General features: G+C 67.8%; 13 protein-coding genes and 1 tRNA gene. 7 read left to right on the top strand and 7 right to left on the bottom strand.

From position 1 onward, the window contains the following. Positions 1–63: 63 nt before the first annotated feature. On the top strand, positions 64–219 hold the full coding sequence (locus MFF42_RS07360) for a hypothetical protein (protein WP_238255161.1): 156 nt from the start codon (positions 64–66) through the stop codon (positions 217–219). Between the two features lie 71 nt (positions 220–290). Here MFF42_RS07360 and MFF42_RS07355 read toward each other — a convergent pair whose 3' ends face one another. From MFF42_RS07355 to MFF42_RS07330, 6 genes are all read right to left on the bottom strand, one after another. Next, the gene (locus MFF42_RS07355; RefSeq protein WP_238255160.1) at positions 291–938 is read right to left on the bottom strand and encodes an ATPase; all 648 of its coding nucleotides are present in this window, start codon (positions 936–938) and stop codon (positions 291–293) included. Further along, positions 922–1,140, bottom strand: a complete 219-nt coding sequence (locus MFF42_RS07350) for a hypothetical protein (protein WP_238255159.1) — start codon at positions 1,138–1,140, stop codon at positions 922–924. Before MFF42_RS07350 ends, MFF42_RS07355 begins: the two co-directional genes overlap by 17 nt. 71 nt (positions 1,141–1,211) lie before the next feature. Next, the gene (locus tag MFF42_RS07345; protein WP_238255158.1) at positions 1,212–3,524 is read right to left on the bottom strand and encodes a hypothetical protein; all 2,313 of its coding nucleotides are present in this window, start codon (positions 3,522–3,524) and stop codon (positions 1,212–1,214) included. Beyond that, the gene (locus tag MFF42_RS07340; protein WP_133088768.1) at positions 3,521–4,492 is read right to left on the bottom strand and encodes an ATP-binding protein; all 972 of its coding nucleotides are present in this window, start codon (positions 4,490–4,492) and stop codon (positions 3,521–3,523) included. Before MFF42_RS07340 ends, MFF42_RS07345 begins: the two co-directional genes overlap by 4 nt. A gap of 5 nt (positions 4,493–4,497) precedes the next feature. Next, positions 4,498–6,765 carry a TnsB C-terminal domain-containing protein gene (locus tag MFF42_RS07335; RefSeq protein ID WP_238255157.1) on the bottom strand — a complete coding sequence of 756 codons (2,268 nt, stop codon included), beginning with the start codon at positions 6,763–6,765 and terminating at the stop codon, positions 4,498–4,500. A gap of 7 nt (positions 6,766–6,772) precedes the next feature. Next, complete coding sequence (locus MFF42_RS07330; protein WP_238255156.1) at positions 6,773–7,504, bottom strand: hypothetical protein; 732 nt, start codon at positions 7,502–7,504, stop codon at positions 6,773–6,775. 929 nt (positions 7,505–8,433) lie between these two features. On the opposite strand from MFF42_RS07330, the gene MFF42_RS07325 reads away from it, so the two are divergent. Continuing rightward, positions 8,434–8,754: a hypothetical protein gene (locus tag MFF42_RS07325; RefSeq protein ID WP_133088770.1), complete on the top strand. Its 321-nt coding sequence runs from the start codon at positions 8,434–8,436 to the stop codon at positions 8,752–8,754. Between the two features lie 371 nt (positions 8,755–9,125). Here the strand turns inward: MFF42_RS07325 and MFF42_RS07320 are convergent. Further along, positions 9,126–9,200, bottom strand: a tRNA-Glu gene (locus MFF42_RS07320). Between the two features lie 144 nt (positions 9,201–9,344). Between MFF42_RS07320 and MFF42_RS07315 the strand changes: the two genes are divergently transcribed. The 5 genes from MFF42_RS07315 (at position 9,345) to ihfB (ending at position 15,294) form a co-directional block, all read left to right on the top strand. Then, positions 9,345–10,154 carry a TrmH family RNA methyltransferase gene (locus tag MFF42_RS07315; protein WP_238255155.1) on the top strand — a complete coding sequence of 270 codons (810 nt, stop codon included), beginning with the start codon at positions 9,345–9,347 and terminating at the stop codon, positions 10,152–10,154. 366 nt (positions 10,155–10,520) lie between these two features. After that, positions 10,521–12,233 (top strand): 30S ribosomal protein S1, encoded by a 1,713-nt coding sequence (gene rpsA, locus MFF42_RS07310; protein ID WP_238255154.1) that lies wholly within the window; start codon positions 10,521–10,523, stop codon positions 12,231–12,233. Between the two features lie 134 nt (positions 12,234–12,367). Beyond that, the gene (locus MFF42_RS07305) at positions 12,368–13,651 is read left to right on the top strand and encodes a class I SAM-dependent methyltransferase (RefSeq protein ID WP_238255153.1); all 1,284 of its coding nucleotides are present in this window, start codon (positions 12,368–12,370) and stop codon (positions 13,649–13,651) included. Positions 13,652–13,970: 319 nt separating this feature from the next. Then, positions 13,971–14,939: a signal peptide peptidase SppA gene (gene sppA / locus MFF42_RS07300; RefSeq protein ID WP_238255152.1), complete on the top strand. Its 969-nt coding sequence runs from the start codon at positions 13,971–13,973 to the stop codon at positions 14,937–14,939. 46 nt (positions 14,940–14,985) lie between these two features. Then, entirely contained in the window at positions 14,986–15,294 is a 309-nt protein-coding gene (gene ihfB, locus MFF42_RS07295) for an integration host factor subunit beta (protein ID WP_003600667.1), read from the top strand. Positions 15,295–15,364: the final 70 nt, after the last annotated feature.

Raw genomic sequence — 15,364 nt, 5'->3', positions numbered from 1 at the left:
TACTCGCAGCCAGTTCATAACAGCCTCTAGGCTATCGTCGACCGAGTCGAGGTGGGAGCGGACGTGATCCGCATCGTCGGCGACAAGGAGAACCTGAAAACTGCCCTGACCGGAGCAGGCGGCTCAGCCGTGCCCGGTGTTCGCAGTTCTGTGTCGTCCCAGCATAAGCCCGACTCGGTTAAGGGTTTGAAATCCCTGGCCGTGGGCCTTTTGGTCTGAATCGACTTCCAGGATAGGGTCGAATCGCATTGGGCGTATCCAGTTCAGGAGCGACTCGATGGAGGCCAAGATCAGTCGTAACGGGCGGCCTTGAACACCTCGTCCGCGCCAATGCCCAGCGCCTCAGCCACGGCCTCACAGATCCTCACGTGCAGGCTCTGGGCCTCGTCGAGGCGGTTCTCCTCGATGACATCGCCCACGATGCGAATGAGCAGGACCGGTGCCGTCTCGGTGTTGTCGAAGATCACCGTCTGGTGGGCGAGCGGGATGGCTTGCGCGAGCTTGCCAAAGGCCGCTTCGTAGCGGCGGCGGATGACGTCTTCCGGGATATTATGTCCGCCTTGGCTGACCCTTTGGGCCACACGGTCGACGTTCAGATCAGCGCTCGCCAAGGCGACGAAGACGAGGCCCATCTCATAGTCGGCGCCGCGGGCCCGACGCATCAGACTGAGCGCTTGGTTGGAGCTGAGCGTCGTCTCGTAGACGAAATCCCGTCGCTGTTCGACGAGTTCATCCAGCCGCTGGAGCACGGCCCGCCCTGCAGAGAGTGAGGCCCCCTCAGGATCATCAGGGTTCATGCGGCGCGCGATGACGTCCGCATTCACGAACTCACCGGGCGGGGCAAGCGCCCGGTAAATGCTCGACTTGCCGGACCCATTCGGGCCACCGAGGATGGTACAGACCGCGACGGCTTCGCGATCCTCAAAGCCTCGGTCCATAGGCCTCCGTGACGACATCCCGGCCATCCTGACGCTCGATGCGCTCGCGCGTGCCGTCGGGCAACTCTCGGATGATGCCGTCGCCGAGGGAGGGGTCCATGTAATAGGCGGGAACGCCCGCCTGCTTGGCCTCTTCCAGGGCGCGGATACCAACCTGGCTGATGGCCTCGGCGTTCTCGCGAATAAGTTTCGTGAGGATCATGGCTGTTCCCGAGGAATGGTACGAATTGAGGTCGACCCTAACATAGTCGACCGGAGGAGCCTCATAAAGGCTTAGGATTTCTCGGATGCCCGGGCGACGTCTCGGCGGTGCCAGACTACCGCTGCGCCCGACGCGCAGACTGTCGCTGGGCGGAAACCCCTCTTGGCCATCCGGTCGCGAACCTGGCCGGTTCTTACCCCAAGCACCTCGGCCGCCATGCTGCTCAGCATGTAGAGCTCCTCGAACCGGACGATGTCCGTTTCCCAGAACGTCGCCCTGCCGGGCCCGTTGGCCGCGATCAGGCACGAACGACGCAGCGCGCGCACGACCCCCTCGTTAGTCAGCAGACGCGCCGCCGCCTGTCTCTGGGTGAGGTAGGCGCAGGCCCGTTCGGCTATCCGCGCCAGGGCGGCCGAAGCGGCATCCCGCTCCCAAACCATGAGCTTCCCCTTGGCTGCGAAAGGCTCGACGCCTGCTGCCGCGAGGAGGGGGCGAACCTGGCGCGGCTCAAGCCCGACCCGGTCCGCGATCTCGCGCGTCAAGGCGAACCTGGCCTTGAAGTCCGCGACCGTGCGCTCGGAATTGCGCCGGCGACGCTGGCCGTTGGTCTCCATGATACCCTCGCCCACGAGCCACATGAGCATACCGGGCGACGCACCCAGGGCGAGGCACGCCTCCTCGTCGGTCATGCCGGATGAGTCGGTGCGATCCGCACGGACAACGACCTCCTTCACGAACTGGGTGAATGCCTTCTCGTCGATCAGCGTGACCTGCCGGGCGAACGGCCCGGGTCTCTCCCCGCCGGCCACGGCAACGGCCCCACGGATGACGCCTTCAAGCACCTCGGCCCATGGGATGTGCATCAGCGACATGGCCCTTACGCTGGCCCAGAGCCGGGGTAGGGATCCTTGGCTCAAACGTAGGCAGGACCGTAGGTCGGCGTCTAGCCGCTCCAGCGATGAGCGGGCGTAGAGACCGCCCTCGTAGAGGCGACCGAGCGCCGAGCCCGACGCGGTTTCCAGCAGGCCCATTTCGGCGAGTGCCGGGGCCGCCGATGGAGGAACGCCCAACCTTACGGCGACGGCCTTGGCATCGACGATGTCGTTCCATCCCTTGCGAAACCGCTCGACGTCATCCTCGCGGTACAGGATGACGGCCCGTCGGCCCGTGCCGGTCCTGTGAGCGACGAGCCCAACCTTCTCGGCCCTCCTCGCGAACGTCTTCACCCCCATGCCGATGCGCGCCGCGGCTTCCACCTGGGAGATATGGCCCTCCGGCAACGGAGCGCCCTTCCGGTAAGCGTCGGCGGCCCCGACGCCGGTCCGGTGCAGCCAAGCAGCATCGAGTTCCCGCAGCAACACCGCCCGGATGTCGGGCGAAAGGTGCCGCACCCGGGCGGTCTGGGCGAGCGCGCCGAACTCCCTGACCATCGGTGTCCCGCTTGTCCGCGCCGGCGCCGATTGACGGATCTCCTCGGCGAGATCCCGGAATGCAGTCGGCCAGGATAGGATCATGCGCGCGGCCCGAGCCATCACGGAGGCGGTCAGGCGCGCGTAACTGGTGCGCGACTCGAACAGCTTGAGGTCGTCTCCGGGACGCTCCGAGATGGTCTCCACGGCGCTGGCCAGCGTCAGCATCATCTCGAACACCTCGCCCGGCCCCAAGTTCGAGAACTCGGGATGGAGGGCTTTTCGAGCCCGCTCCCGCCTATGGCCGACCGGATGGATCAGGTCGCAGACGAAGGTGAGCGCGGCCTCGTCGCCCGCCTCCACGATGCCGCCGGCATGGTCACGGAGGTCGACGGTCGGGTCTCCGTCCTCATCGACGCAGAAATCACAGAAGGCGACCCCGGCCGTGCGCTTCCAGCCGAGATGGCGCTCGCAGACCGGGCAGCGGTCGATGAGCTCCTCGCGGCTGTCCGGGCAGAAGGCGAACGGTCTCAACTCCCACAGCGCCCGATGATGGGCCGCCATGCGCAGGGACCGGGGCGATACCCGACGGTGCCGGCTCTCGCGATGGTCGGCACGGATTGTGGCGCCGAAGAAGTCGATGAACTTTCCCCGGCCCGGAATGGTCTCGACCGGGTACATCCGTGACAGCACCTCGTGCGTCTCCAGCCTCAGTACGAAGGCCAGACTGTCCACGGGGGCGTCCTCGGTGACCGGGAGCGAGGCCGGAAAGAGGGTATCGATGTCGGCGTAGCCGAGAACCCTACCGAGGAACGGGACGGCGTTGAGGCACGCGGCATCCGCCACCAGCCCGAGCAAGCTCGCGTCTTCCGCCGGGACATCCGGGAGGCTGAAGGCGAGCGGCCGCATGATGAGCCCGCGTCGTCGCGGGATGGTCTGGATGCGCGCGTCCGTAGCACCGAGGTCACCCGTCATGCCGCGGCCTTGAGCTGCTTGAGGTCGCGCGCGCCGTTCGCGAACGGGTCGTGGTCGGAGATCCCGGTCGGGATTGCCCAGCGCCGGGTCGCGTGGCTGAGATCCTCGCGCGTGACGCCCCGGCGACCGTCCCTGGCCGCGTGCTTGGCGGCGACCATCACAAGGTTCGAGACCGTGCCGATGACGCCCTTCGAGACGTCGTAGAAGCACGCGGGCAGGTCACCGACGACGAGGCCGGACGGCTCCTGTGCGAGGCCGTGCTCGACCATCTTGAGGTCGATGCCCGCGACGTGCTCGATGAACATCGTGCGCTCCTCAGCGACCTGGATGTCGAGCGGTTCGAGGAAGACCGGCTCCAGGGCGCGCTGCTTCATCTGGTTGTTGGACAAGAGCACGGACTTGGCTTCCGGGGTGCCCATCAGCACCAACGGGCACGCACCACGGATCAGCATTCGCTTGAGCGTCTCGGTGACGCTCCAAGCCGTCCGCTGGCCCGTGTCCGCGTGGATGAGGTGCTGAATCTCGTCGATGACGAGAACGTCCGTCTCAGCAACCTCCAGGGCGTTGTAGGTGCGGCGCATCAGTTGGGGTGCGGTGCCAGTCTCGGGATCGGGGTCCCCGAACTCTTCCAGGATGTCCGAGCCGAGGCGCTTCGTGGTCGCCTCGGACGAGAGCGTGACATGCACGACCGGGCGATGGTTCTTACCGAATGCTTCCTTTCCTACGACGTCTTCCAGATACATGGCGACCGAGGTCGACTTGCCCGATCCGCTTGGTGCGATCACGGGCAGGAACTTCATGGGCATGCGCTTCTTCGGTCGCCCTCGGGCGATCCATTCGGCACGCGATGCCTCAGCGACGTTGCGCATCTCGTCGAGGCGCTTACCGACCTCGACCAGACGTGGGTGGGGGATGCGGAAGTTCGCGAATTCGACCTCGATCCTCGCGACGAACGCGGCGGTGTCCATGGTGGTCACTCCTTGCCTTTGGCGGCGGCCATGCGCGCCTTGAGGGCGGCCATGACGGCGGCGGGGTCGCTGACGGTCAGGAGGCTGCCCGTCGTCCGTTCCGTCGAGGGCTGCGGAGGCGCGGGCGGGCCGGTTCCGACCCTCGACCGGGCCGCCCTCTTGGCCGCCCGCGTCCTGGCGGCCTTCTCCGTGGCCTTCCTGCCACCGCGGCGGGGACCCTTCTCCGGGAAGCCGGCATCCTCGCGCTCGCTCGCAGCGAGCACGACGGGCACGTCGTTGACCTTCATCCCGGAGATGCTCGGGATCTCGTGCGCCATCAGCACGGTATCCCCGCCCAGCACGGGGCGGTCGGGTTCGTGCAGCCGGCGCTTCCGGCGCATCGCCGCGAACTTCATGTGCGGCGCCGCGGCCTCGAACGCGGCGCGCAGCCGGTCGCGGGCGAGGCACTTGTCCTCGTCCGACCGGAAGGCGAGGTTCTCCTCCCTGGCGAAGGCATGCGCCTGCTCTGCCAGCCAGAAGCTCGCCCCTTCCATGCCTGCGAACCTGCGGTCCCAGCAGGGCAGCCAGACATATCGCCGCTTGCGGGGGTTCCAGACCGAGATGCCAGCCACGGTAGCCGGGTTATACTTGATCTTGACCTTCGCGGTGGCGCTGCTGCCCCGCTTGCGCCGCGTCCGTACCGGCGTGGCGCCGGCGAGGTCGTTGAGCAGTTCCGTCGTGACGACGGGGTCGTGGAAGGTCACCCCCTTGAACTGGATGCCGGAGCGGTCGAGGAGACCCTCGCCGTAGGCCCCGAAGACGGACCTGAGGAAGTTCGGGTCGTCGATGACCTTGCGGATGCCGGACGCCAGGTACTTGCGCCAAGCGAGCAGCGGCGCCACGCCCGTGCCCCGGTGCTCCTCGTGATGGTAGCAATCGGCGATGGCTTGGTAGAGGAGTTCCTCCAACTCCGACGTCAGGATGAAGGCCGTCTTCTGCGGATCGATACCGAGCTTCCGGCACATGGCCACGTCGACCGGCACCGCTCCCGGCATCTTGTGCAGGAGCATCTGGTTCACGGTGCGGACGAACCGCTCGCCGATGGCCTTGTACTCGGGGTTCGCGACCGCTGCCCATCGCACGGAGATGCCGGCGTCCTCGCAGGCGTCCTGCATGGACACGCCCGTCTGACGCCAGGCGTTGTCGACGACGATCTCCTCGGGCTTGCCCCAGATGTCCTCAAGGAGCGGCGCCAGGTCGGGGCGCCGGGCGATGACCTCGTGCTTGCCGGTGCAGATCTTCTGCAGGCAGGACATAATGCCGTAGACGTTCTCCCCGCCGTACGTGATTGAGAAGGCCGGGCAGACCCTGCTCTTGACGTCTACGGAGTAGGTGATGGTGGGCCGGCCCAGTGGTGTGCGCGTCTCGTCGTCGACCGCGCACCAGCCGTCCGCGACGGTGGCGTCGATGATGATCAGGTCGAGGATGCGCTTGGCTTCAAGGCCGCGGACGACGCCCTGGTAGCGCATGCGCCCCTCGCGCTCGCCCCACTTGGCGGTGAAGGTCTCCAGCGAGGCGGCCGCGTGGACGCGCAGCCTAAGCACCTCGTCGCAGGGCGTGGGCTGCATTTGCCAGCTCGCGCCATGGCGACGGGCGCCGATCCCGTTCAACCGGCGGATCAGGCGAACCAGCCAGGCGTAGGAATCGCCGTGGTCGCGCGCGGGGGCCGCGTAGAACCACGCGACGGCATGGTCCAGCGCATTCCTGACAAGCCTCGGCCAACGGTTGCGCGGACCCTGCCCGCGCATGTCCTGCATCACGCGGAGAGGACGTCGGCCAGGCTCGCCCCGCTCGGTGATCGCGCGCCGCAGGGCGCCGTCGCTCGGAACCCAGACGATGCCAAGCCGCGCGGCCTCGGACCTATGAAAGCGGATGAGGCGGTCGAGGCCGACCTTACCCTTGCCGACCCCTGGCGTCTCGTCCCACTTCCTGACGTAGAACTGCCGGGCGCGCTCCTTATCGTTCGCACCTTCGGGCGGCACGTCGCCGGCCGCATCGGTCCGCTGGATCTCGCCCTTGGCGTTGCGGTGGGGCCTCAAGCGCCGTGCCTGGCCCGCCGCATGAAGCGCGTCCAGATCGGCCTCGCCCATGAACTGCGTGTGTTCGGTGCGACGGTCCTGAAGCACCATCTGGCGCCCCGGGAGCTCCATGACGAACGCGACCTCGCGCTCGCCGCCCTCGGCGTCGGTGATGATCCAGATGTCGCCGACCGCGTGATCGCCCTGAAGAGCCATGGCAGCCTCAGGCCCGGGGACGGGGCGCGTCGAGGCTGCCCTCGACGGCGGCCACGAGGGCGGAGGGGCCGAGGCGCTTGGTGATGTCCACGGACAGGTACCGGCGGACGACCAGGGCGTGCACGAGGGCCTCGCCCACGAGGCCACCGCCGAGGGCATCAGCGACCATGGCCAAGGGAGCCGCGCCGCCATTGGCCCGCGTGACGTCGAGGGCCGCGAAGACATGGTGCGCGGTGATCCGCAGGTCCCGGTTCCGCTGGATCTCCTCGACGGTCCGGAGCGTGACCGGATGTTCGATGGTCGCGGCCTCGACGATGTCGAACGACCACCCGAGCCCGCGGTAGACCTCGCGGGCAAGGCCGAGCTTCAGGTCGTAATCGGGGTCGCTCTCCGGGTCGTAGAGCCTCTTGACCTCGCGGATCTCGACCGCGCCGTCCGCTAGGTCGCGGCGGATGTCGGGGAAATAGACGAGCGGGCGCGGTCGCCCGACCAGGATCTCGATCCGGTGGGGCTGCGCGAGGTACGTGAGGACCCGGCTGTCTGCCTCGCAATGGTAGAAGTAGCGCAGCTCGCGGATGTCCTCCCACGGGAGGGAGCGCCGGGCCTTCGTCGAGGCGTACCGGCCCGTGGGCTTATGGTGCCGCCCGTTGATGATGCGGCGGATCGGCCCGCCGCGGGGGTCTTCGACGATCCGCGCGGTCACGCGCATCTGCAGGATGTCGCTGTCGATCTCGAACACGCGCACGCCCTCCGTCGCCGGACGCAGTGCGCCGGCCGAAGCCAAGTCAGGTCGCGGAACGGTCAGTCGGGCCGCCGGGTCGGGGCGCAGAGGCGCGCTTGCGCGGGCGAGCCCGCGGTGGCAGGATCGCAGCGCTGGCGACTTCTCGTCGCCGCCTCAGATGAAATCCCCCCGGTTGAGGCCCCTGGTAGTCTTGTTCAGGGAATGACCACGGGCCTTGAGAGGACTTCAACCTGGCGAGCCCGCGACCTGACCGGTCGCGGGTTTTCGTTTGTGGGATACCTCGTCGCTACATCGTGCCCGACCCCCGTCGTTAGTCGCCGTATATCCACGACCGTGCCTCGATTTGATCGGCTCGGCTAGCCCCTCGGCGCCGGCGATCGGCGAGTCGGGCCGGGGGTTTAGCCCCCGTTCGACAGGTCTGTCGGACCGGTCAGGGCACGTCTGAGCATGCCGCTGGCAGGCCCGCAGGACGCGGCTTTTAGGGGTCTCAACTTCGACTTCACGAACCCCCGAAACGCGGGCGTGAAGGCCGACGGCCGACCAAGCTTGCATGCTTTCAGGCAAGGGAACTGCGCGCCTGAAAAGGCGACGCGCCCGACCCTTGAGCCCGCGATTTTTGGAAGTTGCCTATCGTAATGGTTCCCGTCCAAAAGCGGAACGAGTTTGTTGGCCAACAGCCAACAAACCTGTTGATGGCCCCTGGGAGCTTTGTTGGCTACCGGCCAACAAACTCCACGCCCAAGGCGGGTAAGCCCAACTTCTTTGTTGGCCGATAGCCAACAAAGTCCCGTCGAACGCGGAAGAAGTTTCTTGGCTGGTAGCCAAGAAAGGGTCGCGAGGCGTTTTGAGTTTGTTGGCCATCAGCCAAGAAGGTGACCGAAACGGCCGTTGGCGTTTCGCCAAGAATTTCCCGTCACACTCGCCGTATGACCGCCAGACCTTCGATCCTGGATATCGCCACCGCGTGGCAGGCGGCCGACGAGGCGAACCGCAAAGGCCGGGGTGCGCTGGGCCGGACTGCAGCCTCCCGCGGGGTGAGTTCAGCCGTCGTGAAAGAGGCTATCGACCGGGTCGAAGCGGCGCTCAAAAGCCCCCCATTCTTCGTGATCCGCGTCCGCAGATCTGGCGATTTGTCGCAGGCCGGGTTGGCCTTTCTCAGGACGGCTCCGGCTGTGCTCAAAGCTTGGCAGGCGATGGAGGCGGCGGTGACGGCGGAGACCCATGTCGACCAACGGGATGGTCGGTGATGGCTCGGCCGTGTGTCGATTGATCGAGTCGCTCTTATCCTGGAACTGGCGCCGTGCATCACACGGAAGGCATCGGCGACGAGCGAGACGCTCTTATTCTGGAAACGCCCCGGTCCTGGCCTGAGGCATGGCCCCAACCGAGTCTCTCTTATCCTGGAGCTGGTACCCCGCCCTGGCCTACGGCGTCGCTCTTATCGAGTCGCTTCTATCCTGGAAGCCGCGACGCTCTTATCCTGGAAACAGAGTCGGTCCTATCCTGGAGGCCGCGACGCTCTTATCGCGGAGATCGAGGCTGTCTTATCCTGGAAGCCGAGTCGCTGTTATATTGGCATCGAGTCGGAATTATATTGGCTCGATATTCTGTGCGGAAATGGCGCGCCCTGCGGGAATCGAACCCGCCTTTTCAGCGTGAAAGGCTGACGTCCTAACCGATAGACGAAGGGCGCTGTCCGACGGCGCCCGGTCTATAGTCGGGATCGCTTCCGACGGCAACGGCCTTGCCGAAGGTTTCCGCCGCTTGACGCGGAGCGGTCCCATCGGTTTCTCGGGCGTTCGAGACGCCGTCGTCATCCCTGCCTGAAAGACCCGCCATGACCCCGCCGCGCGACCGTCCGGCCAAGCCCTACGGCTTCCGGCCCCGCCCGCGAACGCAGCAGCCGCCCGGACCGACGGCCCGCGAGGGGAGGGACCACGTCGTGCTCTACGGCTGGCACCCCGTGTCGCAGGCGCTGGCGAACGCCGGCCGCCAGTTCCACCGGCTGCTCGCCACCGAGAACGCCCTGGCCCGCCTGAACGAGGCCGGGATCGCTCTGCCGGTCGAGCCGGAGATCGTCCGGCCGAGCGCCATCGACCGGCTGCTCGGCCCGGACGCCGTGCATCAGGGCCTCTACGCGGAGGCCGAGCCGCTGGCCGCGCCCGCCCTCGACGCGATGCCGGACGACGCACTGCTGCTCGCCCTCGATCAGATCACCGACCCGCACAATGTCGGCGCCATCGTCCGCACCGCGGCAGCCTTCGGGGTCACCGCGATCGTCACCACCGCGCGCCACTCGCCCAACGCCACCGGCGTGCTGGCGAAATCCGCCTCGGGCGGTCTCGAACACGTGCCGCTGGTGATCGTGCGCAACCTCGCCGAGGCGCTGATCACCCTCGGCGAGCGCGGCTTCACCCGGATCGGCCTCGACTCCGACGCCGGAACCTCGCTCGATGCCTTCGGCCCGCGCCGTCCGGCGGTGCTCGTGCTCGGTGCCGAGGGCAAGGGCCTGCGCCAGCGCACGACCGAGTGCTGCGACCTGCTCGTGCGCATCGACGCGACGGGCGCGATCCGCAGCCTCAACGTCTCGAATGCGGCGGCGATCACGCTCTACGCCCTGACCCGCACCGCCGGCACGGCGGGCTGAGGGCCGGATTGTCCGCGCTGAGACGGCGCCTGGACAGCGCCCCGGCACGATCCGTCTTGCCCCTCTGGCGCGAGGGTCGGCCGGCCCGTCGATGACGAGGCGGCACGGGACGTTGCGTCGGCGACGCGGATCCGGTATCGCTCGCACCGATTTCCTCATCGGTACCGTCAGGATCCGGGCGCTCACGCCCGGCGGTCGCGCCGCTAAGGGACTCGGCCCTCGACCATCGCTTTAAGCATGCGTCGGCCCTCCGAGAGGAGGCGAGCCCGACCGGATCGTCCATCCGGCGGGCGGCGGTGACGGGGGTATTCCGCAACACGAGCCGCCGACGCCGGCCTCACGCGATGAGGCCATTCAGGAGAAAGAATGTCTGCTGGTCTGAACGCAAGCTCTTCGGCCCGCGAGGATTTCGCGGCCCTGCTCGAGGAATCCTTCCTCCAGCACGAGATCACCGAAGGTTCGGTCGTCAAGGGCACCGTCGTCGGCATCGAGAAGGATGTCGCCGTCATCGATATCGGTGCCAAGACCGAGGGGCGCGTCCCCCTCAAGGAATTCACCGGCCCGGGCCGCGAGGGCGAGCTCAAGGTCGGCGATGAGGTCGAAGTCTACGTCGACCGCATCGAGAACGCGCTGGGCGAGGCCGTCATCTCGCGCGACAAGGCGCGCCGCGAGGAGAGCTGGGTCAAGCTCGAGAAGGCTTTTGAAGCCAACGAGCGCGTCACCGGCACGATCTTCAACCAGGTCAAGGGCGGCTACACCGTCGATCTCGACGGCGCCGTGGCGTTCCTGCCGCGCTCCCAGGTCGATATCCGCCCGGTGCGCGACGTGACCCCGCTGCTCGGCACGCCGCAGCCCTTCCAGATCCTCAAGATGGATCGCCGCCGCGGCAACATCGTCGTGTCGCGCCGCACCGTGCTCGAAGAGAGCCGCGCCGAGCAGCGCTCGGAGCTGGTGGCCAACCTCGAGGAAGGTCAGGTCATCGACGGCGTCGTCAAGAACATCACCGAGTACGGCGCCTTCGTCGATCTCGGCGGCATCGACGGCCTGCTGCACGTCACCGACATGGCGTGGCGCCGCGTGAACCACCCGTCCGAGGTCGTGACCATCGGCCAGACGGTGAAGGTCAAGATCATCAAGATCAACCACGAGACGCACCGCATCTCGCTCGGCATCAAGCAGCTCCTCGCCGATCCGTGGGAGGGCATCGCCGCCCGCTACCCGGAGGGCGCCAAGCTCAAGGGCCGCGTGACCAACATCACCGATTACGGCGCCTTCGTGGAGCTGGAGCCGGGGATCGAGGGCCTGATCCACGTCTCCGAGATGAGCTGGACCAAGAAGAACGTCCATCCGGGCAAGATCGTCTCCACCTCCCAGGAGGTCGAGGTGCAGAGTCTCGAGGTCGACTCGGTCAAGCGCCGCATCTCGCTCGGCCTCAAGCAGACCCTGCAGAACCCGTGGGAAGCCTTCGCCGAGAAGCACCCGGTCGGGTCCGAGGTCGAGGGCGAGGTCAAGAACAAGACCGAGTTCGGCCTGTTCATCGGCCTCGAAGGCGACGTCGACGGCATGGTCCACCTGTCGGATCTCGACTGGAACCGTCCCGGCGAGCAGGTCATCGAGGAGTTCAAGAAGGGCGACATGGTGCGCGCCCAGGTTCTCGACGTCGACGTCGAGAAGGAGCGCATCTCGCTCGGCGTGAAGCAGCTCGGCGGCGATCCCTTCGCGGAAGCCGGCGAGATCAAGAAGGGTCAGGTCGTGACCTGCGAGGTCGTCGAGGTGAAGGATTCCGGCCTGGAGGTGAAGCTCGTCGACACCGACATGCAGACCTTCATCCGCCGCGCCGAGCTCGCCCGTGACCGCGGCGACCAGCGTCCCGAGCGGTTCGCCGCCGGCGAGAAGTTCGACGCCCGCGTCATCCAGTTCGACCGCAAGGCCCGCCGCGTGCAGGTCTCGATCAAGGCGCTGGAAGTCGCCGAGGAGAAGGAGGCGATGGCCCAGTTCGGCTCGGCCGATTCGGGTGCCTCGCTCGGCGACATCCTGGGTGCCGCCTTCAACAAGAAGAAGGGCGGCGACGAGGAGTAAGCCTCGCCGTTGTCCGACGACGTCTCGGGGCCGGCTCTGCCGGCCCCGAACTTGTTTTGGTCCCGTTTTCGAAGCGTCCCGAGGCGAGCGCGATGGCAGACCGCCTCCCGAGCTTAGGCGCCGGCCTGAGATGGTTGAGGGGGAAGCCCAATGGACGGCATCCCGACCCGCTCCCACCCGATTTCGATCCCGAGCTCTACCTCGATCTGAACGCCGACGTGGCGATGGCGGTCGAGGCCGGCCTCATCGCTTCGCCGGAAGAGCATTACCGCGTCTTCGGTCATCGCGAGGGCCGGCCGTTTCGCGCGCCGTCCGTGCGGGCCGAACTCGGCGGCGGCCTAGCCGGGCCGTGGACCTACCGCTATCCCTACCGCGCCTGGCCGGATCTTCCGGCGATCGCCTTCGCCCAGCCCCGCCCCGGCCCGGAAGACGAGGCCATCGCGCGCCGGCTCATCGCCGCGTGGCGCTCCGTCGCCGGACGCTCGCCCGTCCAGGCGGACAGCGAGGGCATGTGGGCGGCGCGGACGCAGGGTTTTCCCGCCTTCCACGGCGCCCTGCGGGACGGCGACGCCGCGGTGCTCGCCGGCCAGCTGAACAACCTGTTCCGGTCGCACCTCGCGCACGGCATCGCCATGGGGCGCACGATGGCGACCCTCGCCCGTCACGCTCCGGTACCCTTCGCCGCGAGCTGGTGCGACCGGCTCCTGCGGCTTTCCGAGGCCCTCGGCCTCGCCCAGGTCCGCTCGCCGGAGCAGGGCGACTTCGCCGCGCCGCTGGCCGGCTCCCTCGGCCGGCACGCGGAGCCGGCGCGCCTCGAAGGCGAACTCGGCTTTCCCCTGGCCTTTCCCGATGTCGGCGCGCCGTTCGGCGTGCGCTACGGCGCCGGCATCCTGCCCGAGCACGCCTTCAGCCACGCCTATGCCGCCTGGCGGATCGGGCAACTCGGCCGCCTCGACCGCGTCGTCGAGATCGGCGGCGGCTTCGGCGGCCTCGCTTGGTTCCTGCGGCGGGCCGGCCGGCACTACACGATCCTCGATCTGCCCTTCACCAACGTCCTCCAGGGCTGGTTCCTGCTGAAGGCCGGCCTCGACGTGTCGCTGGCCGGCGAGCCCGAGGCCGCGATCCGGGTCCTGCCGTGGTGGGAGATCGAGCGGGACGAGCGCTACGACCTGGCCATCAACCAGGATTCCATTCCCGAAATGCCCCCGGAAACGGCGGCCATGTACATCGCGCGTATCCGCACCATCGCCCCGCTGTTCTACTCGATCAATCAGGAGGCGGCGGCACCGAACACCGGTCAGTTCCGGCAGGGCGTCGTTCCCGATCTCGTCGCGCGGGACGGCGGCTATCGGAGAGTGAGCCGGAATCTGTTCTGGATGCGCGACGGCTACGTCGAGGAACTCTACGCTCGGCGCTGAACCCGCCGCGTCCTGGGGACAGCGCTTTCGGCGACGACCGCCGCGGGTTGTACGGGCGGGAACGGAACAGGCTCTTGCCCGCTTGCCTCGGGCAGCGTTAAACACGGTCCCCGACTCGGCAGTCCTGCTCGAATCCAAGCCCATCAAGGACTTGGCCGGCATCCGGATCGGCACCGGAACAGTTTGCGGGATCAACCCGTCTCGGCGAGGCGGGCCAGTCCACGGATCAGGCAGGACCGCGTTCGGGCAGGGCGCGGCGTGTACGATCCCAACAGAACAACGGTCGCGCAGCGCCGCTTGGAGAGGAGTACATCGTCGGATGGCCGCAGACGCCGAGTTTCTCATCGACCGCCGCCGTCTGCGCCGCAAGCTGACGCTGTGGCGCGTGCTCGGCATCGGTGCCGCCATCGTCGCCGTGGGTGCTCTGGGCTACCGCGCGCGGGTCGGCGACGGCCGCTTCTTCCCGGCCACGGAGAAACAGATCGCCCGGATCTCGATCGGCGGTTTCATCGCCGGCAGCGAATCGACCAAGAAGCTGATCGAGCGGGTCGGCAAGTCGGACGCGGTCGAGGGCGTGGTGATCTCGATCTCCTCGCCCGGCGGCACGACGACCGGCTCGGAGGAGCTCTACCGCAACCTGCGCGCGCTGGCGGCGAAGAAGCCGATGGTCGCCTTCGTCGACGGGACGGCCGCCTCGGGCGCCTACATCACCGCCATCGCCGCCGACCACATCGTCGCCCGCGAGACCGCGCTGGTCGGCTCGATCGGCGTGCTGTTCCAGTATCCGGACGTGTCCGGCCTGCTCGACAAGGTCGGCGTGAAGGTCGAGTCCGTCAAATCCTCGCCGCTGAAGGCGGAGCCTTCGGGCTTCAGCCCGACCTCCCCGGAGGCCCGCGCCGCCCTGTCCTCGATCGTCCTCGACACCTACGGCTGGTTCAAGGGCTTGGTGGCCGAGCGTCGCGGCATGAACGAGAGCCAGCTCTCGGCGGTCGCGGACGGGCGCGTCTTCAGCGGGCGCCAGAGCCTGCCGCTCAAGCTGGTCGATGAGCTCGGCGGCGAGCGCCAGGCCGTGGCGTGGCTGGAGAATGAGAAGAAGGTCTCCCCGAACCTCCCGGTGAAGGATTGGAAGCCGAAAGCCGAGGGCGGGTTCAAGCTCTGGTCGGCGCTCGGGGTCGGGGCGGACCTGCTCGGCCTCGACGGGCTCGCCACCCGCCTCCGCGCGGTCGAGGACGAGGCCGCGGGCGTTGCCCATGGCGGGCTCCTGGCCGTCTGGCGTCCGGCTCCCTGAGGTTTCGCGCCATCTCGCGCCCGCCCCCCATCCGGAAGAGAGCCGCATGATCAAGTCGGAACTCGTGCTCAAGATTGCTGAGCAGAATCCCCATCTCTACCAGCGCGACGTCGAGACCCTGGTCAACGCCATCCTCGACACCATCGCCGACGCCCTCGCCCAGGGAGATCGGGTGGAGTTGCGCGGCTTCGGCGCCTTCTCGGTCAAGCGCCGCGAGGCCCGGCGCGGGCGCAACCCCCGCACCGGCGAATCCGTGGCGGTGTCGGAGAAGGCGATCCCGGTCTTCAAGACCGGCAAGGAGATGCGCCTGCGCCTCAACCGGGCCGGCATCGGCGACGAGCAGCCGAGCGCTTGATCCGCCACGACACGAACCCACCTCCCGGTGGCTGCGTCGGGGCCGCCCCGGGCCCGACGCAGCCACCGGG

Source organism: Methylorubrum podarium (assembly GCF_022179745.1).
Lineage (GTDB): Bacteria > Pseudomonadota > Alphaproteobacteria > Rhizobiales > Beijerinckiaceae > Methylobacterium > Methylobacterium podarium.
This window is presented reverse-complemented; position numbering and strand designations above follow the sequence as displayed.

What these genes read in the sequence shown, in the direction of transcription:
- rpsA (WP_238255154.1), top strand. Translation starts at nt 10,521, where the DNA reads ATGTCTGCTGGTCTGAACGCAAGCTCTTCGGCCCGCGAGGATTTCGCG.
- MFF42_RS07340 (WP_133088768.1), bottom strand. Translation starts at nt 4,492, where the DNA reads ATGGACACCGCCGCGTTCGTCGCGAGGATCGAGGTCGAATTCGCGAAC.
- MFF42_RS07355 (WP_238255160.1), bottom strand. Translation starts at nt 938, where the DNA reads ATGGACCGAGGCTTTGAGGATCGCGAAGCCGTCGCGGTCTGTACCATC.
- MFF42_RS07335 (WP_238255157.1), bottom strand. Translation starts at nt 6,765, where the DNA reads ATGGCTCTTCAGGGCGATCACGCGGTCGGCGACATCTGGATCATCACC.
- MFF42_RS07345 (WP_238255158.1), bottom strand. Translation starts at nt 3,524, where the DNA reads ATGACGGGTGACCTCGGTGCTACGGACGCGCGCATCCAGACCATCCCG.
- sppA (WP_238255152.1), top strand. Translation starts at nt 13,971, where the DNA reads ATGGCCGCAGACGCCGAGTTTCTCATCGACCGCCGCCGTCTGCGCCGC.
- MFF42_RS07350 (WP_238255159.1), bottom strand. Translation starts at nt 1,140, where the DNA reads ATGATCCTCACGAAACTTATTCGCGAGAACGCCGAGGCCATCAGCCAG.
- MFF42_RS07325 (WP_133088770.1), top strand. Translation starts at nt 8,434, where the DNA reads ATGACCGCCAGACCTTCGATCCTGGATATCGCCACCGCGTGGCAGGCG.
- MFF42_RS07315 (WP_238255155.1), top strand. Translation starts at nt 9,345, where the DNA reads ATGACCCCGCCGCGCGACCGTCCGGCCAAGCCCTACGGCTTCCGGCCC.
- ihfB (WP_003600667.1), top strand. Translation starts at nt 14,986, where the DNA reads ATGATCAAGTCGGAACTCGTGCTCAAGATTGCTGAGCAGAATCCCCAT.